24 protein-coding genes are annotated in these 23512 nt (G+C 60.6%); 5 read left to right on the top strand and 19 right to left on the bottom strand.

The genetic code is table 11. The features are described from left to right. Nucleotides 1-19: 19 nt before the first annotated feature. The 6 genes from ispH to murJ all read right to left on the bottom strand — a co-directional run bounded on the left by ispH (nt 20) and on the right by murJ (nt 7436). A complete protein-coding gene (gene ispH, locus R2B70_RS16940; protein ID WP_318162050.1) occupies nt 20-955 on the bottom strand; it encodes a 4-hydroxy-3-methylbut-2-enyl diphosphate reductase in 936 nt (311 codons plus the stop codon). After that, a complete protein-coding gene (gene fkpB, locus R2B70_RS16945; RefSeq protein WP_042079281.1) occupies nt 955-1407 on the bottom strand; it encodes an FKBP-type peptidyl-prolyl cis-trans isomerase in 453 nt (150 codons plus the stop codon). The genes ispH and fkpB overlap by 1 nt, the downstream gene beginning before the upstream one ends. Beyond that, nucleotides 1404-1919, bottom strand: coding sequence for a signal peptidase II (gene lspA / locus R2B70_RS16950; protein ID WP_042079282.1), 516 nt, complete (start codon nt 1917-1919; stop codon nt 1404-1406). Before lspA ends, fkpB begins: the two co-directional genes overlap by 4 nt. Next, nucleotides 1919-4780, bottom strand: coding sequence for an isoleucine--tRNA ligase (gene ileS, locus R2B70_RS16955; RefSeq protein ID WP_318162051.1), 2862 nt, complete (start codon nt 4778-4780; stop codon nt 1919-1921). The genes lspA and ileS overlap by 1 nt, the downstream gene beginning before the upstream one ends. Beyond that, nucleotides 4780-5754 carry a bifunctional riboflavin kinase/FAD synthetase gene (ribF, locus tag R2B70_RS16960; RefSeq protein WP_318163371.1) on the bottom strand — a complete coding sequence of 325 codons (975 nt, stop codon included), beginning with the start codon at nt 5752-5754 and terminating at the stop codon, nt 4780-4782. The genes ileS and ribF overlap by 1 nt, the downstream gene beginning before the upstream one ends. Nucleotides 5755-5873: 119 nt before the next feature. Beyond that, on the bottom strand, nt 5874-7436 hold the full coding sequence (murJ, locus tag R2B70_RS16965; RefSeq protein WP_318162052.1) for a murein biosynthesis integral membrane protein MurJ: 1563 nt from the start codon (nt 7434-7436) through the stop codon (nt 5874-5876). A 191-nt stretch (nt 7437-7627) separates the two neighbouring features. On the opposite strand from murJ, the gene rpsT reads away from it, so the two are divergent. Beyond that, nucleotides 7628-7891, top strand: coding sequence for a 30S ribosomal protein S20 (rpsT, locus tag R2B70_RS16970; RefSeq protein WP_005308808.1), 264 nt, complete (start codon nt 7628-7630; stop codon nt 7889-7891). 49 nt (nt 7892-7940) lie between these two features. Here rpsT and R2B70_RS16975 read toward each other — a convergent pair whose 3' ends face one another. From R2B70_RS16975 to rppH, 8 genes are all read right to left on the bottom strand, one after another. Continuing rightward, nucleotides 7941-8243 carry an ArsR/SmtB family transcription factor gene (locus R2B70_RS16975; RefSeq protein WP_042079286.1) on the bottom strand — a complete coding sequence of 101 codons (303 nt, stop codon included), beginning with the start codon at nt 8241-8243 and terminating at the stop codon, nt 7941-7943. Between the two features lie 49 nt (nt 8244-8292). Continuing rightward, complete coding sequence (nhaR, locus tag R2B70_RS16980; protein WP_042079287.1) at nt 8293-9225, bottom strand: transcriptional activator NhaR; 933 nt, start codon at nt 9223-9225, stop codon at nt 8293-8295. Then, nucleotides 9212-9616 (bottom strand): hypothetical protein, encoded by a 405-nt coding sequence (locus R2B70_RS16985; protein ID WP_412055150.1) that lies wholly within the window; start codon nt 9614-9616, stop codon nt 9212-9214. The genes nhaR and R2B70_RS16985 overlap by 14 nt, the downstream gene beginning before the upstream one ends. Then, nucleotides 9613-10803, bottom strand: a complete 1191-nt coding sequence (nhaA, locus tag R2B70_RS16990) for a Na+/H+ antiporter NhaA (protein ID WP_216991628.1) — start codon at nt 10801-10803, stop codon at nt 9613-9615. Before nhaA ends, R2B70_RS16985 begins: the two co-directional genes overlap by 4 nt. 272 nt (nt 10804-11075) lie before the next feature. After that, nucleotides 11076-11870: a thymidylate synthase gene (thyA, locus tag R2B70_RS16995; RefSeq protein ID WP_042079290.1), complete on the bottom strand. Its 795-nt coding sequence runs from the start codon at nt 11868-11870 to the stop codon at nt 11076-11078. Then, the gene (lgt, locus tag R2B70_RS17000; RefSeq protein WP_216991627.1) at nt 11870-12694 is read right to left on the bottom strand and encodes a prolipoprotein diacylglyceryl transferase; all 825 of its coding nucleotides are present in this window, start codon (nt 12692-12694) and stop codon (nt 11870-11872) included. The genes thyA and lgt overlap by 1 nt, the downstream gene beginning before the upstream one ends. Before the next feature lie 66 nt (nt 12695-12760). Beyond that, nucleotides 12761-15040 carry a phosphoenolpyruvate--protein phosphotransferase gene (ptsP, locus tag R2B70_RS17005; protein WP_200164257.1) on the bottom strand — a complete coding sequence of 760 codons (2280 nt, stop codon included), beginning with the start codon at nt 15038-15040 and terminating at the stop codon, nt 12761-12763. Nucleotides 15041-15053: 13 nt separating this feature from the next. Continuing rightward, nucleotides 15054-15581 (bottom strand): RNA pyrophosphohydrolase, encoded by a 528-nt coding sequence (gene rppH, locus R2B70_RS17010; protein WP_318162053.1) that lies wholly within the window; start codon nt 15579-15581, stop codon nt 15054-15056. A 731-nt stretch (nt 15582-16312) separates the two neighbouring features. On the opposite strand from rppH, the gene mutH reads away from it, so the two are divergent. Together mutH and R2B70_RS17020 are read left to right on the top strand one after the other, a co-directional pair. Then, complete coding sequence (mutH, locus tag R2B70_RS17015) at nt 16313-16987, top strand: DNA mismatch repair endonuclease MutH (protein WP_209793625.1); 675 nt, start codon at nt 16313-16315, stop codon at nt 16985-16987. Nucleotides 16988-17070: 83 nt separating this feature from the next. After that, nucleotides 17071-17400 (top strand): isoamylase early set domain-containing protein, encoded by a 330-nt coding sequence (locus R2B70_RS17020; protein ID WP_318162054.1) that lies wholly within the window; start codon nt 17071-17073, stop codon nt 17398-17400. Nucleotides 17401-17499: 99 nt separating this feature from the next. Here R2B70_RS17020 and rplS read toward each other — a convergent pair whose 3' ends face one another. The 5 genes from rplS to ffh all read right to left on the bottom strand — a co-directional run bounded on the left by rplS (nt 17500) and on the right by ffh (nt 21014). After that, a complete protein-coding gene (rplS, locus tag R2B70_RS17025) occupies nt 17500-17847 on the bottom strand; it encodes a 50S ribosomal protein L19 (RefSeq protein ID WP_005313505.1) in 348 nt (115 codons plus the stop codon). 35 nt (nt 17848-17882) lie between these two features. Continuing rightward, complete coding sequence (gene trmD / locus R2B70_RS17030; protein ID WP_216991625.1) at nt 17883-18629, bottom strand: tRNA (guanosine(37)-N1)-methyltransferase TrmD; 747 nt, start codon at nt 18627-18629, stop codon at nt 17883-17885. 34 nt (nt 18630-18663) lie between these two features. Next, the gene (gene rimM, locus R2B70_RS17035) at nt 18664-19185 is read right to left on the bottom strand and encodes a ribosome maturation factor RimM (RefSeq protein ID WP_040096753.1); all 522 of its coding nucleotides are present in this window, start codon (nt 19183-19185) and stop codon (nt 18664-18666) included. Nucleotides 19186-19209: 24 nt separating this feature from the next. After that, nucleotides 19210-19458 carry a 30S ribosomal protein S16 gene (gene rpsP, locus R2B70_RS17040; RefSeq protein WP_010673084.1) on the bottom strand — a complete coding sequence of 83 codons (249 nt, stop codon included), beginning with the start codon at nt 19456-19458 and terminating at the stop codon, nt 19210-19212. A 179-nt stretch (nt 19459-19637) separates the two neighbouring features. After that, nucleotides 19638-21014: a signal recognition particle protein gene (gene ffh, locus R2B70_RS17045; RefSeq protein WP_042079296.1), complete on the bottom strand. Its 1377-nt coding sequence runs from the start codon at nt 21012-21014 to the stop codon at nt 19638-19640. A gap of 364 nt (nt 21015-21378) precedes the next feature. Here ffh and R2B70_RS17050 point away from each other — a divergent pair, with 364 nt between their 5' ends. Both R2B70_RS17050 and R2B70_RS17055 read left to right on the top strand, forming a co-directional pair. Next, a complete protein-coding gene (locus R2B70_RS17050; protein ID WP_042079404.1) occupies nt 21379-22170 on the top strand; it encodes an inner membrane protein YpjD in 792 nt (263 codons plus the stop codon). Between the two features lie 40 nt (nt 22171-22210). Beyond that, the gene (locus tag R2B70_RS17055; protein WP_042079297.1) at nt 22211-23491 is read left to right on the top strand and encodes an HlyC/CorC family transporter; all 1281 of its coding nucleotides are present in this window, start codon (nt 22211-22213) and stop codon (nt 23489-23491) included. The last annotated feature ends 21 nt before the right edge of the window (nt 23492-23512 follow it).

Raw genomic sequence — 23512 nt, forward strand, 5'->3', positions numbered from 1 at the left:
TTAGTCGGCATCGTCGTTATTACAGGATCCGCAGCTCGGGGGGGACCTCAAACACCACGTTTTCCTCGCGACCCGGATGTTCGGTCACTATCTTGCCACCCAGCTCGCGCAGGCGACCGATGACGTTCTGTACCAGCACATCGGGTGCAGAAGCCCCTGCCGTCACCCCGATACGTTCCACACCGTCCAGCCACTGTGTCTCAATCATGGAGGCATCATCGATGAGGTAAGCCTTGGCACCTACCTTCTCGGCCAGCTCCCGCAGGCGATTGGAGTTGGAGGAGTTGCGCGACCCCACCACCAGCATGGCATCCACCAGCCCGGCCATCTCCCGCACCGCGTCCTGACGGTTCTGGGTGGCGTAGCAGATGTCGTCCTTGCGCGGCCCCTGGATCTTCGGGAAGTGCTGGCGCAGCGCATCGATGACGTCAGAAGTCTCATCCACGCTGAGGGTGGTCTGGGTGACGAAGCAGAGATCATCCGGATTCTTCACCCGGAGTTTCGCCACATCCTCCGGCGTCTCCACCAGATACATGCCCCCCTCGGGATTTTCGTACTGGCCCATGGTACCGATCACCTCGGGGTGGCCGGCATGGCCGATGAGCACGGCCTCGGAGCCCTTGCGACTGGCGCGATGGACCTCCATGTGCACCTTGGTCACCAGCGGACAGGTGGCATCGAACACCTTGAGGGCGCGGGACTTGGCCATCTCGCGCACCGTCTTGGCCACGCCGTGGGCGGAGAAGATGACGATGCTGTCGTCCGGCACCTCGTCCAGCTCCTCGACGAAGACGGCGCCCGCCTCCTTCAGCTTGTTCACCACGTAGCGGTTGTGCACCACCTCGTGGCGGACATAGATGGGGGCACCGAACTTCTCCAGCGCGCTCTCGACGATGCTGATGGCCCGGTCGACACCGGCGCAGAAGCCACGGGGGTTAGCCAGCAGAATATCCATCAGTGAACCTTCTCCTCGTCATCAACCCCCAGGATCTCCACCTCGAAGGTGACGGTGTGACCGGCCAGGGGGTGGTTGAAATCGACCGTGACCGACATCCCTTCCACCGCCCGGATGATCCCGGGCAGCTCGCTGCCGTTGGGCTGGTCGAACAGTATGATGGTACCTACCTTGGGCTCTACATCGGCACCGAACTTGGCGCGGTCGAGATGGTAGATGTTATCGGGGTTGGAAAGGCCAAAGGCCTCTTCCGGCACCAGGGTGAAGCTCTTGCTCTCCCCTGCTCGCAGCCCCAGCAGGCATTGCTCGAAGCTCGGCGTCAGACTGCCGTCTCCCATCCGCAGACGGGCCGGCTTGCCGTGCAGCGCCGTGCTGTCGGCCACCGAGCCGTCTTCCAGTTTGATAGAGAAGTGGAACAGCACGCTGCTGTCCGCAGCAATCGACTGGCTCATGAGGTCGCGTCCTGTTTTTTCTCGCCACGGAAGCCGTCCAGCACGATCATGGCGGCACCGATGAAGATGAAGCTGTCCGCCAGGTTGAACGCCGGCCAATGGGCACGCTGCCAGTAGAAGTCGAGGAAGTCGACCACATGGCCCAGCACCAGCCGGTCAAACACGTTGCCGAGCGCCCCTCCGATGATCAGGCTGTAGGCGATACCGCTCCAGCGCTGGGTCACCGACTGCTTGCGCAACCAGTGGATCAGCAGACCGCAGATGGCAAACGCCAGCAGGGCGAAGAACCAGCGCTGCCAGCCGCCCTGATCGGCCAGGAAGCTGAAAGCAGCCCCCTTGTTGTAGACGTGGACCAGGTTGAAGAAGGGGGTGATCTCCACCCCCGGATAGCCAAACGGCAGCAGCTTGACCACGGCGAGCTTGCTCGCCTGGTCCAGTACGAAGGCCAGCACCGCCAGCCACAGCCAACGCAGGCCGGTTTTGTTGTTCATCTCGTTCTGAGTCATGTTCATCAGGCAAATTGACGCGTTTCGCCGTCACCCTCGACGTTGGTGACACAGCGGCCACAGATCTCTTCGTGACCGGCTATGGTACCCACGTCTTCCACATGGTGCCAGCAGCGGTCGCACTTGGCGGCGGCTGACTGGGCAACACTCAGCCACAGGTCGTCGCGTTCGGTGGTGACCGCACCTTCCGGCGCGGACTCTGCCACCACCACCTTGGCCTTGGAGGTGAGCAGCACGAAGCGCAGCTCATCGGCCAGAGCGTTCAGGCGCTGCGCCAGCTCGGGCTTGGCGAACAGGGTCAGTTCGGCCTGCAAGGAGCCACCGATGCGCTTCTCGCCACGCGCCACTTCCAGCGCCTTGTTCACTTCACCGCGCACGGCGAGGATCTCGGCCCAGAACTCGTCGTTCAGCACTTCGCCCGCTTCCAGCCCGAACAGGCCGTCGTACCACTCCTCGGTGAAGACGAATTCGCCACGCTCACCTGGCAGCAGAGCCCAGATCTCGTCGGCGGTGAAGCTCATGATGGGCGCCATCCAGCGCACCATGGCCTCGGCGATATGATACAGGGCGGTCTGGCAGGAGCGACGGGCCAGGCTGTCAGCCTTGGCGGTGTACTGACGGTCCTTGATGACGTCCAGATAGAAGGAACCCATCTCGATGGAGCAGAACTGCATCAGCTTCTGGGTCACGCCGTGGAAGTTGTACTCGTCGAACGCAGTCACGATCTCGGCCTGTACCGCCTTGGCACGGCCCACGGCCCAGCGATCCACCACCACCATGTCGGCAGGCGCCACCATGTCGGTCGCCGGATTGAAGCCGTTCAGGTTGGCCAGCAGGAAGCGGGCGGTGTTGCGGATGCGACGATAGGCGTCGGCCGAGCGCTTGAGGATCTCGTCGGAGACGGTCATCTCGCCGGTGTAGTCGGTGCTGGCGACCCACAGACGCAGGATGTCGGCACCCAGCTTGTTCATCACGTCCTGCGGGCTGACCACGTTGCCGATGGACTTGGACATCTTGCGACCCTGGCCATCCACGGTGAAACCGTGAGTCAGCACCTGGTTGTAGGGGGCCTTGTCTTTCATGGCCACGCCGATCATGAGCGACGACATGAACCAGCCACGGTGCTGGTCGGAACCTTCCAGATACATGTCGGCTGGCTTGCCGTTGAATTCGGGACGGGCATCGACCACGGAGGCATGGGTGGAGCCGGAGTCGAACCAGACGTCCAGGGTGTCGGACACCTTCTCGTAGTTGTCGGCGTCGGCTCCCAGCAGTTCGGCCTTGTCCAGATCCCACCAGGCCTGGATGCCGGACTGCTCGACCCGCTTGGCCACCTCTTCCATCAGGCGGACGGAATCCGGGTGCAGCTCCTGGGTATCCTTGTGAACGAACAGGGAGATGGGCACGCCCCAGGTACGCTGACGGGAGATGCACCAGTCGGGACGATTCTCGACCATGGCCTGAATGCGGTTCTTGCCCCAGGCCGGCACCCAGCCGCTCTGGCCGTGCTGGGCAATGCCCTCTTTCTCGATGCGCTCGATCTCTTCGAGGGCACGCTTGCGCAGACCCTTCTGCTCCATGCTGATGAACCACTGGGGGGTGGCACGGAAGATGATCGGGGTCTTGTGCCGCCAGCAGTGCGGGTAGGAGTGGTTGAACACCTTGTGGTGAAGCAGGGCGCCGCGCTCGGTCAGCACCTCGACCACGGAGGCGTTGGCCTTAAACACGTGCTGGCCGGCAAACAGCTCGGTATCCGGCAGATAGACGCCGTTGCTGCCAACCGGGTTGGCCACTTCCAGGCCGTACTTCTGACCGACCACGAAGTCTTCCTGACCGTGGCCAGGGGCGGTGTGCACCGCGCCGGTACCGGCGTCCAGGGTGACATGGTCACCCAGCACCACGGGCACATCGAAGTGGTAGAAGGGGTGGTTGAAGCGCAGCAGCTCGAGCGCCGCGCCCTTGGCGTAGCCCAGGTTGTGGAACTTCTCGATGCCGGCCCTGTCCATCACGTCCTTGACCAGCTCGGCGGCCAGGATCAGGCGCTCGGGATGCTCGCCCTCCACCTGCACCAGGGCGTAGTCCAGATCGGCGTGCATGGCGATGGCGCGGTTGGCCGGCAGGGTCCAGGGGGTGGTGGTCCAGATCACGGCAGAGATCACGCCCTTGCCGGTGTGGCCTTCGGCGCAGTCAAACTTGGCGGCGACGGCAGCCTCGTCGACGGCCTTGAAGCGCACGTCGATGGAGGGGGAGTTCTTGTCGTAGTACTCCACTTCGGCCTCAGCCAGCGCGGAGCCGCAGTCGGTACACCAGTGCACCGGCTTTGAGCCCTTGTGCAGGTGGCCGTTGGCCACGATCTTCGCCATGGAGCGGATGATGTTGGCTTCGGTGCCGAAATCCATGGTCAGGTAGGGGTGTTCCCAGTCACCCAGCACGCCCAGACGGATGAAGTCGGTCTTCTGCGCTTCGATCTGGGTCTTGGCGTATTTGCGGCACTCGGCGCGGAACTCGGCGGCGGAAACCTTCTCCCCCGGCTTGCCGACCATGCCTTCCACTTTCAGCTCGATGGGCAGACCGTGGCAATCCCAGCCCGGCACATAGGGGGAATCAAAGCCGGAGAGGCCCTTGGACTTGATGATGATATCTTTGAGGATCTTGTTGACCGAGTGACCGATGTGAATGCTGCCGTTCGCATAGGGGGGGCCATCGTGCAGAATGAAAGAAGGCTTGCCCGCTTTGGCGCGGCGAATGGCGCCGTAAAGATCCTGATCGTACCAACGTTTCAGCATGTTGGGTTCGCGCTTGGCCAGATCGCCACGCATCGGAAACTCGGTTTCCGGCAGATTCAGGGTGTGTTTATAGTCGCTCATCAGTCCTGGGTTCCCTTCTTTTCTAAAAGAGTGCTGGGTAAATGAAATTGTGGCAGCCCGAACCAGGCTCGGGCCGCCAGGGCATCTCGTTCGATCTGCTCTTCCAAGGCGGAGAAAGAGTCAAACTTCTGCTCTTCGCGCAGCTTGTGGCGAAGCAGCACCTTGACCTGCTGACCATATAGATCACCAGAAAAATCAAATAGATGTACTTCCAATCTGGCTTGTGTACCGCTCAAGGTCGGCCGTACACCCACATTGGCGACACCGGGGAAGGTCTTGCCGGAACATATCACTTCCACCGCAAACACGCCACCGACCGGGACAACCTGGCGTTTGAGGGCCAGATTGGCGGTGGGAAAACCTATGGTGCGCCCCAGCTTGTCGCCGTGGGCCACCCGACCGCTGATGGCATAGGGGCGACCGAGCATCAGCTCCACCTCCGCCATGCGCCCGGCCCTGAGGGCCTCGCGCACCAGGGTGCTGCTGACCCGCTGACGGGAAAGCTGGAAGCTCTGGGTGCTGATCACCTCGAACCCGAAGCGTCGCCCCGCCTCTTCCAGCAGGTGGAAGTCCCCTTCCCGCCCCTTGCCGAAGCGAAAATCGTCGCCCACCACCAGGTAATGCACCCCGAGCTTCTCCACCAGCAGCTGCTCGATGAAGGTGCTGGCCGCCTGTTCGGCGAAACGGTGGGTGAAGCGCACGCAGAGCATGCGGTCGATCTGCATGGTCTTGAGGGCTTCGTACTTCTCCCGCCAGCGGCTGAGGCGGGCGGGCGCGGCGGCACCGGCAAACAACTCCAGCGGCTGGGGCTCGAACAGCATGACGCAGGCCGGCAGGCCGAGCTGCGCGGCCTTCTCCTGCAAGCGGGCCAACACCGCATGGTGTCCCTGATGAACCCCATCGAAGTTGCCTATGGTCAATACACAGCCCCGGTGACGGGGCTTGATATTGTGAATGCCGCGAATGAGCTCCATCAGTGCCTTGTGCGTTGCTGCCATGGAAATCGGCGGATTATATATCAGGCAGCAATCAGGGTCAGCCCTGCCGTTGACCCGATTTCAGCTATCCGACGCCATGGAGACGGGGTTGCTCCCTATTGGCGATCTGATTTCAGGTGTCTTGGCCGGATGCCCAGCGCCAGCAGGACTATCCCGTAAAGCGTCCCGCCAAGGCAGAGCAGCAGGGTCAACTCCAGGCTGGCCTTGCCCATGCTCCAGGCGCCCCACTGGGCGAGATCCGGCGACAAATAGGCGAGCAGCCCCCCCATCAGCACAGTGGCGGCCAGCAGCTTGAGGCAGAACACCCCGGTGTTGCGGGAGGGGCGATAGACGTTCTGCTGATAGAGCCCCTTGAACAGCAGGGCCGCGTTCAGGGTGCCGGAGCAGGCGGTCGCCAGCGCCAGCCCCACGTAGCCCAGGGGATATATGAAGAGGAGGTTGCACACCATGTTGGCTACCATGGCCATGATGCCGATGCGCACCGGGGTCTTGGTGTCCTGACGGGCGTAGTAGCCCGGTGCCAGCACCTTGATCAGCATCAGGGAGAGCAGGCCTGTGGTGGACGCCAGCAAGCTGGCGCTCGACATGCTCACCTCGTGCAGGCCGAATTCGCCGCGCATGAAGAGCACTCGCAGTATGGGCTCGCGCAGCACGGCGATCCCCACCATGGCGGGCAGGCCCAGCAGCATCACCATGCGCACCCCCCAGTCCATGGTGCGGGAGAAATCCGCCGGATCCGCGTCCACATGCTTGCGGGCCAGGGCCGGCAGGATCACGGTGCTGATGGCCACGGCAAAGAGGCCGAGGGGAAACTCCAGCAGCCTGTCCGAGTAATAGAGGTAGCTGATGGCACCTGTGGCCAGGAAGGAGGCCAGCATGGTGTTGATCAACAGGTTGATCTGGCTGACCGAGACACCGAACAGGGCGGGGATCATCAGGGTGCGGATCTTCACCACCCCGGGATGGTGCCAACCCCACTTGGGCCAGACCAGCATGTTGAGCTGGCGCAGGAAGGGGTACTGGAACAGGAACTGCACCAGGCCGCCGAGGAAGACACCGATGGCCAGCGAGATCTCGGGGCGATCCAGCAACGGCGCTATCCACCATGCCGCCCCTATCATGGTGACGTTGAGAAACACCGGCGTGAACGACGAAACCGCGAAGCGCCCGAAGGTATTGAGGATGGCTCCCGCCATGGCGGTAAAGGTGATGAACCAGAGATAGGGGAAGGTGATCTTGAGCATCAGGCTGGCCAACTCGAACTTCTCCGCCGCCGGGCCACCGTGCAGCCAGTCCCAGAACCAGCCCCAGCCGAACAGAGCCGTCAGGACGCCTGAACCCAGCACCCCGAGCAGGGTCACTACGGTGACGATACCGCCGAGGGTACCTGCCACCGCGGCCAGCAGATCGCGCAGCGCCTGCTCGTCACCGTTTTTCTTGTACTCCGTCATCACGGGGACGAAGGCCTGGTTGAACGCCCCTTCGGCAAACAGGCGGCGCAAGAAGTTGGGAATGCGATTGGCGAAGAAGAAGACGTCTGCGGCCACCCCGGCACCGAGCAGATTCGCGATGACCACATCGCGCACCAAGCCCATCACACGGGATGCCAGCGTCATTCCGGACACTATCATGCCGGATTTGATCAATTTCTTACTCAAGACGAGGCCTCTGGAACTGTCGGAAAGAAAAGAATGCTGTTAGAATCGGCCGACAGTTTAACCGTCTCCCATCTGACACACCACCGGGGGGCGGTGTTTATTTGCACAAATCATTTGACAATATGTGGTTGGGAAGGCATATTTCCGGGCCTTTTCAATACACTCGCTAAGACAGTTTTAGGAGTTTTACCTTGGCTAACATCAAATCTGCTAAGAAGCGTGCTCTTCAGTCAGAGAAACGTCGTCAGCACAACGCCAGCCGTCGTTCCATGACCCGTACCTACCTGAAGAAAGTGATCGCTGCCATCGCCTCTGGCGACAAGGCTGCTGCCACTGCCGCTTTCGCTGTTGCTCAGCCGATCATGGATCGTATGGCGACCAAAGGCCTGATCCACAAGAACAAAGCTGCTCGTCACAAGAGCCGCCTGTCTGCCCAGATCAAAGCCATGGCTTAATCAGCATCCGCTGATGAAAGCTGAAAAAACCGGCCTTAGTGCCGGTTTTTTATTTGGGCTCGCTGCAATACAGCCTGTGCAACAATCCGATCATCTCGCGTACCTCAAGGCTGCGCAGGGAATAGTAGACCGTCTGGGCCTCCTTCCTCGTCGCCACCAGCTCATCGCGCCTCAACACGGCCAGATGTTGTGACAGGGCCGACTGACTCAGTCCCAGCCGCTCATTGAGTTCCCCCACCGACAACTCCCGCTCCAGCAACTGACACAGAATGAACAGTCGCCGCTCGTTGGCCAGCGCCTTGAGCAGGGTGACGGCACGCCCGGCATTCGCCTCCATCTCTTCCAACTGCATCTCATCCCCTCTCCTGCAAGACAGCCATCATAACCCCGACCTCGACGATTTAAAAAGACAGGCTCGCCGGTTGAATGGCGGTGAAATCCTCCTGCCCGGCAAAGAGGAAGGAGAAGTCACTCTCGCACACCCGTTTCACCGCCGGATGCTGGATCATCCGCTCGGCGAAGATGACGTAGTACTCCTCCATCAGATCCTGGGTCTCTCCCAGCAGCATCACCTCCTCCCCCTCCAGGATCTCCTCCCGGTAGATGGTCGGTGCCATGAAGATGCCCTGATTGAAGAAGCCGAACGCCTTCATCAGGGCCGCATCATCGAACTCCCCCAGGATGCTGGGAGAGATGCCCTGTTGCTCGAACCATTGGGTCAACTGGCGACCCATGGCGGTACGGCGACCGGGAATGAGCAGCTTGCGCTCCTCCAGACAGGCGGGAAAAGGCTTTTCAGGCAGCGGCGCCTTGCAGAAGAAGCTGACGCCACAGCCTCCGAGCCGCTTGGAGAGCAGCCCGGCATGCTGGCTGGAGTCCACCGGGCAGTCGGAGAGGATCATGTCGAGCTTGTGCTCGCTCAACTGCTCCAGCAACAGCTCGTGGGTCGACTCGAAGCAACGCAGGTGGATGGAGCCGTCGTTCGGGATGACGGAGAGCAGCACCCGGCTGGCGAGGCGCTTGGAGAGCGCATCGGCGATGCCGACGTCGAACAGGACCTGGCTCTCCTTGCGGTAGTTGACGATATCCAGCATCTCGTAGGAGAGGCTGAACATCTTGTCGGCATAGCGGAACACCAGCTGGCCAAGCTCGGTGGCTTCGAGAGATCTCCCTTTTCTGATCAACAACTTGCCGCCGAGGCGCTGCTCGAGCAGCTTTATCTGGCCGGTGACGGTCTGGGGGGTCAGGAAGAGGGCTTCCGCCGCCTGCGTGACGGAGCCCTTCTTCTGCGTCATCCAAAAATAGTAGAGGTGGTTGTAGTTAAGGTGTGACATCCGATGGGGTTCCCGCGCTGCGCGGGCTCCGGTAGCAGCTGAGTTCAACCGCCAGAATGTCATACATGTCGCTGATCGAGTCAACCTTGTTCGCGTCGAACTGCGCCTGCAGATGGGCCTTGAGACGAACGGGATCCGGCATCCGCTCGGAGCAGTAGCGCCTGTTGGACTGCTTGACCCGCTCGCCGGCCCGGCTGCTCAGGGCCCGCTCGGCGAAGGTCTCGCCAAACCGGGCCTTGGCCTGCTTGTCCCCCAGCATCAGGGCGCTGTCGACCACCCCGTTGAGATAGGCCGAACAACCGGCCGAGGCCGCATCCTGCTGGCAATCGGCCAGCCCGTTTCCCCAGACCACAGGACTCGCCAGCATGACTAACCATCCGAGTCGTTTCATAACCCCTCCGTACTTTGATTCGCCTCCCGATTGGGCAGCGCCATCCGCAGGGCGATATAACCGGTCACGGCCGCCAGGGTGGACCCCGCCAGGATCCCGAGGCGCGAGTAGTTGCCGTAGTCCAGTCCGCCATGCTCGAACGCCAGCGACGCGATGAACATCGACATGGTGAAGCCGATGCCACACAGGATGCTGACGGCAAAGATTTGTCTGAAGTTCACTCCTTGCGGCAGCTGGGCGACACCGGTTTTCACCGCCAGCCAGCTGATGGTGAAGATCCCGAGCGGCTTGCCGACGAAGAGGCCCAGTATGATGCCCATGGGAAGCGGGTTGAGCAGGGCCGAGAGATAGATCCCCTCCAGAGAGACTCCCGCATTCGCAAAGGCGAACAGCGGCAGGATCAGGAAGGCGCTCCAGGGGTGCAGCACATGCTCCAGATGCTTGAGCGGTGACGCATAGCGCTTGCCGTTCAGCGGGATCATAAAGCCCACCACCACACCGGCCAGGGTCGCGTGGACGCCGGACTTGAGCACCGCGACCCAGAGCACCAGCCCCACCAGCATGTAGAGGCCAATTCTGTCCTCACCACGGCGGTTCATCCACAGCAGGGTCAAGGTGGCCACCACGCCTATCGCCAGCGCGGTCAGCGACAACTGCTGGGTATAGAACAAGGCGATGATGATGATGACCCCCAGGTCATCCATGATGGCCAAGGCCAGCAGGAAGACCTTGAGGCTGGTCGGTACCCGCTTGCCCAGCAATGCCATCACCCCGAGGGCGAAGGCGATGTCGGTCGCGGCCGGGATGGCCCAGCCAGCCCGGGTGGCCTCGTCCCCGTAGTTGAAGAGGCTGTAGATGAGCGCGGGGGCCAGCATGCCGCCCACGGCGGCTATGGCCGGGAAGGTGGCCTGCACCCGGGAGGAGAGCGCCCCCTCCAGCATCTCGCGCTTCACTTCGAGGCCGACCAGCAGGAAGAAGATCGCCATGAAGCCGTCGTTGATCCAGAGCAGCAGCGGCTTGTTGATGTCGAGCGCCGCGATGCGAACCTGCACCTCGGTATTGAGGAAGCTCTGATAGTGCTGCGCCAGGGCCGAGTTCGCCAGGCCCATGGCCAACAAGGCGGCCAGGATCAGAATTATTCCGGAAGCGGACTCCAGTTTGAGAAAACGCTTGAATACATCGCTCATGTCTAACTACCCGTAAAATTGCATCTTTTCAGTCTAGGGGTCGAGTAGTTCAATGAAAAATCGTTTCTAACAGCCAGTAACAACGAGAAAACCGAAGGCAAAATGGATTGTGTCTGCTATAAGCACCGTTTTCCCCTCCCCTTCCCCCCCAGTTCCTCACGCCAAAAACTGCATAACAATTCACATTAGGCATGAAAAAGGCGCCCGCAGGCGCCAATGGAACAGGAGTGTCGAACCGTCTTCACTGTCCGTCTCCGGGGGCAAGGGGCCCCTCAGATGGCGACGGGGGCCTTGATGCCGGGATGGGGATCATAGCCCTGGATCTCGAAGTCCTCGAACCTGTAGTCGAAGATGGAGTCCGGCTTGCGCTTGATCACCAGCTGCGGCAAGGGCCGCGGCTCACGGCTGAGCTGCAGCGCCGTCTGCTCCATGTGGTTGGCATAGAGATGCACGTCGCCCCCGGTCCAGACGAAGTCCCCCACCTCGAGGTCACACTGCTGGGCCATCATGTGGGTCAGCAGGGCGTAGCTCGCGATGTTGAACGGCAGGCCGAGGAAGACATCACAACTGCGCTGGTAGAGCTGGCAGGAGAGCTTGCCGTCCGCCACGTAGAACTGGAAGAAGGCGTGGCAGGGGGCGAGCGCCATCTTGTCCAACTCGCCCACGTTCCAGGCGGAGACGATGATGCGGCGAGAATCCGGGTTTTGCCTGATGTCGTCCACCGCCTTCTGGATCTGATCCACCACGCCACCGTCCGCGGTCGGCCAGGAACGCCACTGGGCACCGTAGACGGGCCCCAGATCGCCGTGCTCGTCAGCCCACTCGTCCCAGATGCTGACGCCGTTCTCTTTCAGATAGGCGATATTGGTGTCACCGTTCAGGAACCAGAGCAGCTCGTGAATGATGGAGCGCAGGTGACACTTCTTGGTAGTCACCAGCGGGAATCCTTCCGCCAGATTGAAGCGCATCTGATGGCCGAACAGGGAGAGGGTACCGGTACCGGTGCGATCGGATTTGACTGCCCCTTCGTCCAGAATTTTCTGCATCAGATCGAGATAGGCACGCATTACTTGACCTCCTTGGGCGCATTGCCGAACAGACGGGGCTGTTTATAGGCGGCCCAGACCATGAGCGCACCCGCCACTATCATCGGGGTGGAGAGGATCTGACCCATGCTGATCTCGTTGAAGTAGAGGCCCAGCTGGCTGTCCGGCTGACGGACGAACTCCACCAGGAAGCGGAACAGGCCGTAGAACAGCAGGAACAGGCCGGAGATGGCGCCGCGGGGTGGATGCTTGCGCCAGAACAGGTTCAAGATGATGAAGAGCACCACCCCTTCCAGGGCGAACTGGTAGAGCTGGGACGGATGGCGCGGCTCGGGGCCCGCCTCCGGGAAGATGATGGCCCAGGGCACATCGGTGACCCGCCCCCACAGCTCGCCATTCATGAAGTTGCCGATGCGACCGACGCCGAGGCCAAAGGGGATGAGCGGCGCCACGAAGTCGGCCACGGTGAAGAAGTGGCGCTGGGTCTTGTGGGCAAACCAGATCATGGCGGTGATGACCCCGATGAGACCACCGTGGAACGACATGCCCCCGGTCCAGATCTTGAACAGGTAGGTCGGGTCGGCGAGGAAGAGATCGAAGTTGTAGAACAGCACGTAGCCGATGCGGCCACCCAGGATCACCCCGAGGAAGCCATAGAACAGCAGGTCGGAGACCTCGTTGCGGGTCCAGCCGCTGTTCGGCGCATCGGCGCGACGGCCCGCCAGCCACATGGCGAAGGCGAAGCCGAACAGGTACATGAGACCATACCAGCGAACCGATAGTGGTCCCAAACTGAATGCTACGGGATCAATCTGCGAGAAAATCCAATATCCGTCGTGCTGCATAAGCGGCCCCAGTCATAGGAAAAGCCGCATTCTCCGATCATTCGCCAGCAGGAACAAGACTGAATATCAATCTGGCAGCCTGACCTTGTGGCCCGCCCGCAACAAGCCGCCCAGCCCGTGTTCCTCCAGGTAGCGGGCAAACAGACCGCGCAGCACGTGGGGATTGTCGTGCTTGAGGCCATCGGCCAGCAGCGTCTTCAGCTCCCCGAGGTCGGATTGACGCAGCACGTACTTGATGCGCGAAATATTGTGGGTATTCATGCTGAAGCGGCGATAGCCCATGGCCAGCAGCAGCAGCACGCCGACCGGATCGCCGGCCAGCTCGCCACAGACCGAGACCGGCTTGTGGTAGCGCTGAGAGGCATCGACCAGCAGCTGCAGGGCGCGGATCACCGCGGGGTGGAAGGCGTCGTAGATGCTGGCGACCCGGGCGTTGTTACGGTCCACAGCCAGCAGATACTGGGTCAGGTCGTTGCTGCCCACCGACCAGAAGTCGATGAGGGGTGCCATCTCAGGCAGGATATAGAGGGCGGAGGGGACTTCAATCATCACCCCGAGGCTGGGGTAGCGGATCACCGCATCGCGGCTCGCCGCCTCCTCCGACACCTCGCGCCAGGCCTGATCCAGCAACCGGCGGGAGGCCTTGATCTCACTGACGCTACTGATCATCGGCAGCATGATGGCCAGATTGTCCAGCCCTTCGCTGGCCCGCAGCATGGCCTTGAGCTGAACCAGGAAGAGCTCGGGGTGATCCAGGGTGAGCCGGATCCCCCGCCAGCCAAGGAAGGGATTTTCCTCCACGATGGGGAAGTAGGGCAGCTGCTTGTCCCCTCCCACGTCCAGGGTGCGCATGCAGACCGGTCTGTCCCGGTAGGTCTCCAGGATCCCGCGATAGCGCGCCGTCTGCTCCCACTCCGAGGGGAAGCTGTCCTGCAGCATGAAGGGGATCTCGGTGCGATAGAGTCCGACGCCGTCCGCCAGATGGTTGAGGGAGATCTCGGTATCGGCGCTGAGGCCGGCATTGAGCAGCAGGGACACAGGCGTGCCGTCGGCGGTCTCGGAGGGCTGGTTGTCGACGCTGCGCACCAGGGTATCCAGCGCCCGCTCCTCGCTCAGCAGTTGCCGGTACTCGGTCAGGATCACCTGGTTGGGTTCGATGAAGAGATCGCCGCTGTAGCCATCGATGACCAGGGTGCGCCCGCCGATGTCGCCAAGGGGCAGATCCACCCCCATGATGGCAGCCACCCCCATGGCACGGGCCAGGATGGCGGCGTGGGAGTTGGTCCCCCCCTTGAGGGACACCACGCCGCTCAGGAATTCCCGCGGGATCTCGGCGAGTATGGTGGCGGTCACCTCGTCGGCCACCAGTACCACGGGCTCCCCTATGGTGAGCTGCTCGGGCTCGTCCTGCACCAGGCGGCTGATGAGCCTCTGGGCGATGTCCTTCACATCGGTGGAGCGCTCTCTCAGGTAGGGATCCTTCATCCCCTTGAACTGTTCGATCAGGCGATCGCTGATGAGCTTGACCGCGGAGATCGCGGTCCAGTGCTCCTTGCTGACCTTGTTGCGGATCGGCTTGATGTAGCCAGGGTCGTCCAGCAGGTGCAGATAGATGTCGAAGATCGCGACCGAGTCCTGGCTGTAACTCTCGCGAAAGCGCAGCGCCAGGCTCTCCAGATCGTGGCGCACCTCCTCCACCGCCAGCTCGAGGCGGGCCAGCTGCTTGCCGTGGTCCTCGTCCTTGCGCGGCGTGATGGTGTTGAGCGCCTTGCGCGGGCGCCACACCCAGGCCTTGGCGATGGCGATGCCGCTGGCCCCGGCGATGCCGCGCAGAGGCTTGCTCCAGTCGGTCTTCTGCAACCACCCCTTGGCCTGGGCCTGGGCGATACGAGCCGCCAGCTGGGCCGCCAGGGTGACCATGAAGGACTCTTCCCCTTCATCGAACAACCGACTCTCTTTCTGCTGCACCACCAGAATGCCCACCACCTGGCGCTGATGCATGATGGGGGCACCGAGGAAGGAGCGAAACGCCTCCTCGGCCACGTCGGGCAGGAACTTGAAACTGGGGTGGGCCGGGGCATCGGCTAGGTTGATCAGCTCTTCACGCTGACCCACCAGACCGACGATGCCCTGCTCGAAGGGCAGTGTCGCCTTGCCCACGGCCGATTCGGCCAGGCCGTCGGTGGCCGCCAGCCGGTAGCGGCGCATCTCTGGCTCGGCGACATAGACGGAGCAGCAGTCCACCGTCATGGCGAGCCGGGTCTGGCTCACCAATGCATGCAGGGCCTGTTCGAGGGTGTTGGCCTCGGCCATGCTTTCCACGATGCGTCTGAGTTCCGTCAGCAACTAGTTGTGCTCCTTAGCGCGAGCGGTTGCGCCGCCCATCCTTTCGATTAGCCTGCACCACGGGCGCTGGCATGGCCAGCGGGGCAAACTCCTTCATCACCCGGCGGTAAACCTCCCGCTTGAAGGAGACGACCTGACGCACCGGGTACCAGAAGCTGACCCAACGCCAATCATCAAATTCCGGGTGACCATGGCAGCCAAACTGGATCCTGGACTCTTTGCCGGGATCGAGCTGCAACAAAAACCACTTCTGCTTCTGGCCAATACAGACCGGTGAACTGTCCCAGCGAACGAGCCGTTTGGGTAAGCGATATTTCAACCAGTTGCGACTGGTCGCCAAGATGGTCACATCGTCCGGCTTGAGGCCTATCTCCTCATACAGCTCACGATACATGGCCTGTTCCGGCGATTCACCATCATCAACCCCCCCCTGCGGAAACTGCCAGGAGTGCTGCCCATAGCGCTTAGCCCACAATACTTGTCCGTCACGGTTACAGATCACGATGCCGACATTGGGACGAAATCCGTCGCCATCTATCACGTGATCACCTTATAAAGGCTGAATCTATAACGAGATTGTTCCACATTCACCCCGTGGCGGCAAACAGGGACTGTCATCTTCCATTCATGAATAACTTGGCTTTTCAAGAAAAGTTATAAACAAATTGGACATTCTAGCTGCCCAAGTTGCCCACCCAGACTGTGCATAAGCCTGTGATCAAGCAGGTATATACAGTAGTTTTATACTGTGGTGTCTCACGGCACCACATCATACCCGATTCACAACTAAACATAATATCCATTTAAATACATAAAGTTACACTTTAAGTGCTGGATCAAGATCCATGTCTTTTGCGCCCAAGGATCCTCACCGTCAATTGTGAACAAGTTCGGCTGTTCAAAGATCCACCAAGGCTTATTTATCCACAGATATGGCGCATTATCTGCACCGAAATGGCGAGAAAAATCGGCGGGCTCTCACATTTATTTCTGATGCGGGGGGCTGCATCACCACTTCATCTCAGTTATCCAAGATTTCTGTGGATAACTATGTGAAACAGCTCGTCCAAACCCTTGGACAACTCGCTTCAGCAGGGATCCTTCTCCTCTCCGGGCTGGAGAAAAACACCAAAACTCTTTAAAATCATTACGATAGATAATAACCGGCAATCTTGCCCCCCCTGTGTATAGCCGGGCAAGGATCGGTTATAAAATCAGCTATCCCTTCGAGGATCCACCATGCCCAACCCATTCCCTCTCACAGGAGCCCTCATGCCCGCCAATCCCCAGTCAGAACAGGAGCTGCTGACCCGCGCCTATGCCATGGCGGGCCTCACCCTGGCCCAGCTCGCCGCCACCGCCGGGATCCCGGTGCCACGGGATCTCAGGCGTGACAAGGGCTGGACGGGGCAATTGATCGAATGGCATCTGGGGGCCAGCGCCGGCAGCAGGCCCGAGCAGGATTTCCCGGATCTCGGCATCGAGCTCAAGACGATCCCCGTCGATCCTCAAGGCCGACCGCTCGAGACCACCTTCGTCTGCGTGGCCCCCCTCATCGGGATCAGCGGCCAGCGCTGGGAAGAGTCGAACGTGCGCAACAAGCTGTCGCGGGTGCTCTGGATCCCGGTGGAGGGGAGCCGCGAAATCCCGGTCGGTGAACGCCGGGTCGGCATGCCGCTGCTGTGGAGCCCGAGCGAGGAAGAGGATGAGCTGCTGCGTCAGGACTGGGAGGAGCTGATGGACATGATAGTGCTGGGGGAAGTGGAGCAGATCAGCGCCCGCCACGGCCAGGTGATGCAGCTGCGCCCCAAGGCGGCCAACAGCAAGGCCCTGACCCGCGCCATCGGTCGCAACGGCCAACCGATCCAGACCCTGCCACGGGGGTTCTACCTCAAGATCCCGTTCACCCACCAGTTGCTGCAGCGCCACTTTGCCCTGCCCCTTTGATCTGTGTTATCAACATCCTTGTCATAGAGTGATATAAAAATGACCAGCAATGCTTTCTTCGCAGCCAGTGACAAGGAGTCCATATGCCGATCAACAAGCAATTTCTCAAGTCCCGTCCCGAGGTCAAGGTGACCTTTGCAGTGGAAAAGGAGGCCGCCGGCGACGCCGAACAGGTCTTGCTGCTGGGTGAATTCAGCCAGTGGCAACCCATCGAACTGAAAAGGATGAAGAGCGGGGAGTTCAAGGCGACGCTCAACCTTCCCACCGACGGCCCCGCCCATTTCGAGTATTGCTACCAGCTGGTGCAACCGAATGGCGAGACCTTCTACGACAACGACTGGGAAGCGGATGACTATGTGCCCGGCCCCTTCGGACGGGACAACTCGGTGGTGCGGGTCAGCCAATCAGGCTGAGCGGTGTGAATTGCGGATACAAAAAAGGCTCGCCATTGGCGAGCCTTTTCACTACCTGTCGAGCTTTTCGCCGACATACCGACACCAATTCGAATCGAATTAGTTGAGCTTCTCTTTGATACGAGCAGCTTTGCCGGACAGGTTGCGCAGGTAGTACAGTTTGGCGCGGCGAACATCACCACGACGCTTCAGTTCTACGCTGTGGATCAGCGGAGAGTGAGTCTGGAATACACGCTCAACACCTTCGCCGTTGGAGATCTTGCGAACGGTGAAAGCAGAGTGCAGACCGCGGTTACGCTTGGCAATCACGATGCCTTCGAAAGCCTGCAGACGCTCTTTACCACCTTCTTTAACACGAACTTGAACACGTACGGTGTCGCCCTGGGCAAAAGCCGGGATGTCGGTACGCAGTTGCTCTTGTTCAAGCTGCTGAATAATCTTGCTCATTGTCTTTCCTTACCTAGGATAAACTGAAAACTCTACTAAACGTTGTCACGCACTTCGCGGACATACTCGGCAAGAAGTGATTCTTGCTCGTCAGTCAGAGCTAGGTTGTTAATAAGTTCCGGCCTTCTCTGCCAGGTTCGTCCGAGCGATTGCTTGAGACGCCAGCGCCGAATCACTTCGTGATTGCCGCTTGTCAGCGCCTCGGGCACCGTCAGCCCATCCAACACCTCCGGCCGAGTATAGTGGGGATGATCCAGCAGGCCATCCGTGAAGGAGTCCTGCTCGGCACTGGCCTGATCGCCCAAAACCCCCGGGACCAGACGCGAAACCGCATCGATCAGGGTCATGGCAGGCAGTTCGCCACCACTTAACACGTAATCCCCGATAGACCACTCTTCGTCGACTTCGGTTTGTATCACGCGTTCATCGATACCTTCGTATCGACCGGCTACCAGAATCAGTTTCTGATTCGTCGCCAGCTCGGTTACGCCCGCTTGAGTCAGCTTGCGTCCCTGAGGGGAGAGATAGATGACTTTCGCCCCGTCTCCCGCCGCTTGCTTGGCTGCATGAATGGCATCACGCAGCGGCTGAACCATCATCAACATGCCGGGCCCACCACCATAAGGACGATCATCGACCGTACGGTGTTTGTCGTGGGTAAAGTCCCGGGGGTTCCAGCACTCAATCTGCAGCAGGCCACTCTTGACGGCCCGACCCGTTACCCCGTGCTCGGTAATGGCTCGGAACATTTCAGGGAAGAGGCTGATCACCCCAATCCACATAAGAAACCTCCGGCTCCCGTATCAGCGCGGGAAACTAGAAACCAGGATCCCAATCAACTTCGATTGTTCGAGCAGTCAGATCAATGTTCTTGATCACCTGCTCTTCCAGGAACGGAATCAACCGCTCCTTTGCACCAAAGGCATCTTTTACATTGGCCTCAACCACCAACACATCGTTGGAGCCGGTTTCCATCAATTCGGTCACCTTGCCCAGGTCGTATCCCTTGGTGGTCACTACGGTGCAACCGATGAGGTCACGCCAGTAGAACTCCCCTTCTGGCAACGCGGGCAACAGATCGGCGGGGACGCCAATCTCGACATTGGTCAATGCCAGGGCATCCTCGCGCACGTCGATACCATCGAGTTTGCAGATCAGACCCTTGTTGTGACGCTTCCAGGCCGAAACCCGAATCTCACGCCACGCCCCGTTCTGATTGATCAGCCAGGGGTTGTAATCGAAAATCGCTTCGGCAACATCGGTGAAGGAGTTCACTTTAAGCCAGCCCTTGATCCCGTAAACGGTGCCCAGGGTGCCCAGAACTACAGGTTTTTCCACCTTAACTCCCTACCGTTTGGCTGATTAAGCAGCTTTGGCAGCGTCTTTGATCAGCTTGGCAACGCGGTCAGAAACAGCGGCACCAGTAGCAACCCAATGCTCGATACGAGCCAGGTCCAGATTCAGCTTTTCAGCGTTACCAGCAGCAACCGGGTTGAAGAAACCGACGCGCTCGATGAAACGACCGTCACGGGCGTTACGGCTGTCAGCAACTACTACCTGGTAGAACGGACGCTTTTTCGCGCCACCACGTTGTAAACGAATGGTTACCATATCGTCCTCATTAACATCTAATGAACAAGGCCCGCAAACACGCGGACCCTAGCTTAAAATAAGCCGCGTAATTCTACTTGGATTCGTAATAATTGCAACCAAGCCAGCCATTTTTTGCGCAGAGCGGCAATGAAAAGGGCCTGCCATGGGCAGACCCTCGATCAGCGATCCGGGTCGGATCAGAAGGGGCCGCGGCCGCCACCGAAGCCGGGGGGCAGCATGTTCTTCATCTGGCCCATCATCTTGCGCATGCCGCCCTTGCCGGACATCTTCTTCATCATGCGCTGCATCTCGGTGAACTGCTTGAGCAGCTTGTTCACGTCCTGCACCTGCATGCCGGAGCCTGCGGCAATCCGGCGCTTGCGGGAGCCCTTGATGAGATCGGGATGGGCACGCTCCTTGGGCGTCATGGAGCTGATGATGGCCTCCATCCGCACGGTGAGCTTGTCATCCATCTGATCCTTGATGTTGTCCGGCAGCCCGGACATGCCGGGCAACTTGTCGAGCATGCCCATCATGCCGCCCATGTTGCGCATCTGGGCCAGCTGCTCGCGGAAGTCTTCCAGATCGAAGCCCTTGCCGCTCTTGACCTTGCTGGCCAGCTTGGCCGCCTTCTCCTTGTCGACGTTGCGCTCCACCTCTTCGATGAGCGACAGCACGTCGCCCATGCCGAGGATGCGGGAGGCCAGACGATCCGGGTGGAAGGGCTCCAACGCATCCGTCTTCTCACCCATGCCGATGAACTTGACCGGCTTGCCGGTGATGTGGCGCACCGACAGGGCGGCACCACCGCGGGCATCGCCGTCCGCCTTGGTGAGGATCACGCCGGTGAGCGGCAGCGCCTCGTTGAATGCCTTGGCGGTGTTGGCGGCATCCTGACCCGTCATGGCATCCACCACGAACAGGGTCTCCACCGGCTTGATGGTGGCGTGCAGATCCTGGATCTCCGCCATCATCTCGCCATCGACGTGCAAACGACCGGCGGTATCGACGATCACCACGTCATAGAACTTCTTGCGCGCCTGATCGATGGCCGCGGTGGCGATGGCGACGGGTTTCTGGCTGGCATCGCTCGGGAAGAAGTCGACGCCGATGTCGCCGGCCAGGGTCTCCAGCTGCTTGATGGCCGCCGGGCGGTAGACGTCGGCACTGACCACCAGCACCTTCTTCTTGCTTCGCTCCTTGAGCAGCTTGGCCAGCTTGCCGACCGTGGTGGTCTTACCGGCCCCCTGCAGACCCGCCATCAGGATGATGGCCGGCGGCTGGGCCGCCAGGTTGAGCTGCTCGTTGGCCTCCCCCATCACGGTGACCAGTTCGCCGTGCACTATCTTGATGAAGGCCTGGCCCGGGCTCAGGGACTTGGCCACTTCCTGACCCACCGCCCGCTCCTTGACGCGGGCCACGAAATCGCGCACCACCGGCAGGGCGACGTCCGCCTCGAGCAGCGCCATGCGCACTTCGCGCAGGGTATCCTTGATGTTCTCTTCCGTCAGGCGACCGCGGCCGCTGACGTTGCGCAGGGTGCGCGAGAGTCGTTCAGTCAAATTCTCAAACATGACGCTTTCCGGTTCTTGGCGTGACAATGGGGACATTATACCCCGGTCAGCACTGTGGGGACGATTACTCGCCGCTTGTGGCGGCAGCCAGCCTTCGAACGGGCAGGCTAACAAATGAGGGGCATTATACCCCAGTCCGCACTGCAGGGACGATGACTCGCCGCTTGCGGCAGCCTGCCATGAACGAGCAGGTCAACAAATGGCGGGCAGTATACCCCAGTCAACGCAGGAGGACGATTATTCGCCGCATGGAGCGCTTCTACTTATATGTGGGCAGTTGGCCCCTGGCACAACTGGCGAGCATATCTTGTGCAAGGTATACTGCCCCTCTTATCCCTAAAGCTTGTTTGACAACGACCTGGTTATGATCGTGATCTCTGTTCTGGCCCTGGCGTTTTACCTGCTGGCCATCATCGCCTCACTGCACCTGCTGCTCAGCGCCAAGCCTGTCGGGCAAGCGTCGCTGTTTGCCTGCATCGGCCTTGCCCTGACCGCCCATGGGGTGGCCGTGGGCAGCGAGGTGCTGGCCACCCACTCCGGCCAGAACCTCAGCATGCTGAACGTGGCCTCCCTGGTCAGCCTGATCATCAGCAGCTTCATGACCTGCGTCACCCGCCGCTTCAACGGCTGGATCCTGCTGCCCGTCGTCTACAGCTTCTCGGCCCTGCTGCTGGCGGCCAGCGCCCTCATTCCCGGGCGCTACATCACCCATCTGGAGGCCCATCCCCAGCTGTTGCTGCACATCGGGCTCGCCTTGCTGGCCTATTCGGTGCTGATGATCGCCTGCCTGTTTGCCCTCCAGCTTGCCTGTCTGGACAGGCAGCTGAAATCGAGAAAAATCAGTCATCTGCCTGCCATGCCGCCCCTGATGACGGTGGAGAAGCGCCTGTTCCAGCTGATCTCGGCGGGGCTGCTGTTGCTGACCCTCTCCATCGCCTCCGGCCTGTTCTTCCTGGAAGACATGTTCGCCCAGGGCAAGTCCCACAAGGCCATCCTCTCGATCCTGGCCTGGTGCGTCTACGCCCTGCTGCTGTGGGGCCATCACACCCGTGGCTGGCGGGGTCGCAAAGTCATCATGCTGAGCCTGGTCGGCAGCATCATCCTGACCCTGGCCTACTTTGGCAGTCGCTTCGTCAAGGAAGTGCTGCTGAGCTGACGACCAGCCCGCCCCTCAACCACAGACACAGGAGCCCTGCTTGGACAGTATCTCAACGAGTACATTGCTGATTGTGCTCGTTATCTTGATCCTCTTGTCAGCCTTCTTCTCCAGTTCCGAAACCGGTCTGATGTCCCTCAACCGCTACAAGTTGCGGCATCTGGCCCAGACCAAGCACAAGGCCGCCCGCCGGGTCGAAAAACTGCTGGCTAGACCGGACAGGCTGCTCGGCCTCATTCTCATCGGCAACAACCTGGTCAACATCCTGGCTTCCGCCATCGCCACTATCGTCTGCATCCGGCTGTTCGGGGATCTCGGCGTCGCCATCGCCACCTTCGGCCTCACCCTGGTGGTGCTGGTGTTCGGGGAGGTCACCCCCAAGACCCTGGCCGCCATGTTCCCCGAGCGCATTGCCTACCCCGCCTCCTGGGTCCTCAAGGGATTGATGGTACCCTTCTCGCCCCTGGTCTGGCTCATCAACAGCATCACCAACCTGCTGCTCAAGCTCTTGCGCCTCGAACACCGCAAGGATGACGCCCTCAACACCGAGGAGCTGCGCACCATAGTCAACGAGGCGGGCAGCCTGATTCCCCAGCGCCATCAGGAGATGCTGATCAGCATCCTGGATCTGGACAAGATGACGGTGGAGAACATCATGGTGCCGCGCAGCGAGATCTCCGCCATCGACATCAACGACGACTGGAAGCTCATCCTGCGCCAGCTGGCCCACTGCGCCCACACCAAGATCCTGCTCTATCGCGACAACATCGACGATGTGGTTGGCTTCCTGCACGCACGTGACGCCCTGAGGCTGGTCGCACGGGATCAGTTCAGCAAGTCCAGTCTGCTGCGGGAGGTCGACCCCATCTACTTCATCCCCCAGGGGACGCCGCTCAACGTGCAGCTGGCCAAATTCCAGCGCAACAAGGAGAGGATCGGGCTGATTGTCGACGAATATGGCGACATTCAGGGGTTGATCACCCTGGACGACATACTGGAAGAGATAGTCGGCGACTTCACCACCTCCATGACGCCGACCCCGAGCGACGAGATCCACCCCCAGCCGGACGGCTCCTTCCTGGTCGAGGGCTCCGCCAGCATCCGCGAGCTGAACAAGGAGATGGACTGGCACCTCCCCACCGATGGCCCGCGCACTCTCAACGGCGTGATCCTAGAGTATCTGGAGGAGATCCCCCAGCCCAACATCAGCGTCAGGCTGGCGGGCTACCCCATCGAGATCCTCGAGGTGGAGAACAACATGGTGAAGATGGCGAGGATCATGCCACACCTGTACCGTAATGATTCAGGGTACGAGGATTGAAAAAAGGCTGCCGATGGCAGC

This window comes from Aeromonas sp. XH (assembly GCF_033348475.1).
GTDB lineage: Bacteria > Pseudomonadota > Gammaproteobacteria > Enterobacterales > Aeromonadaceae > Aeromonas > Aeromonas sanarellii.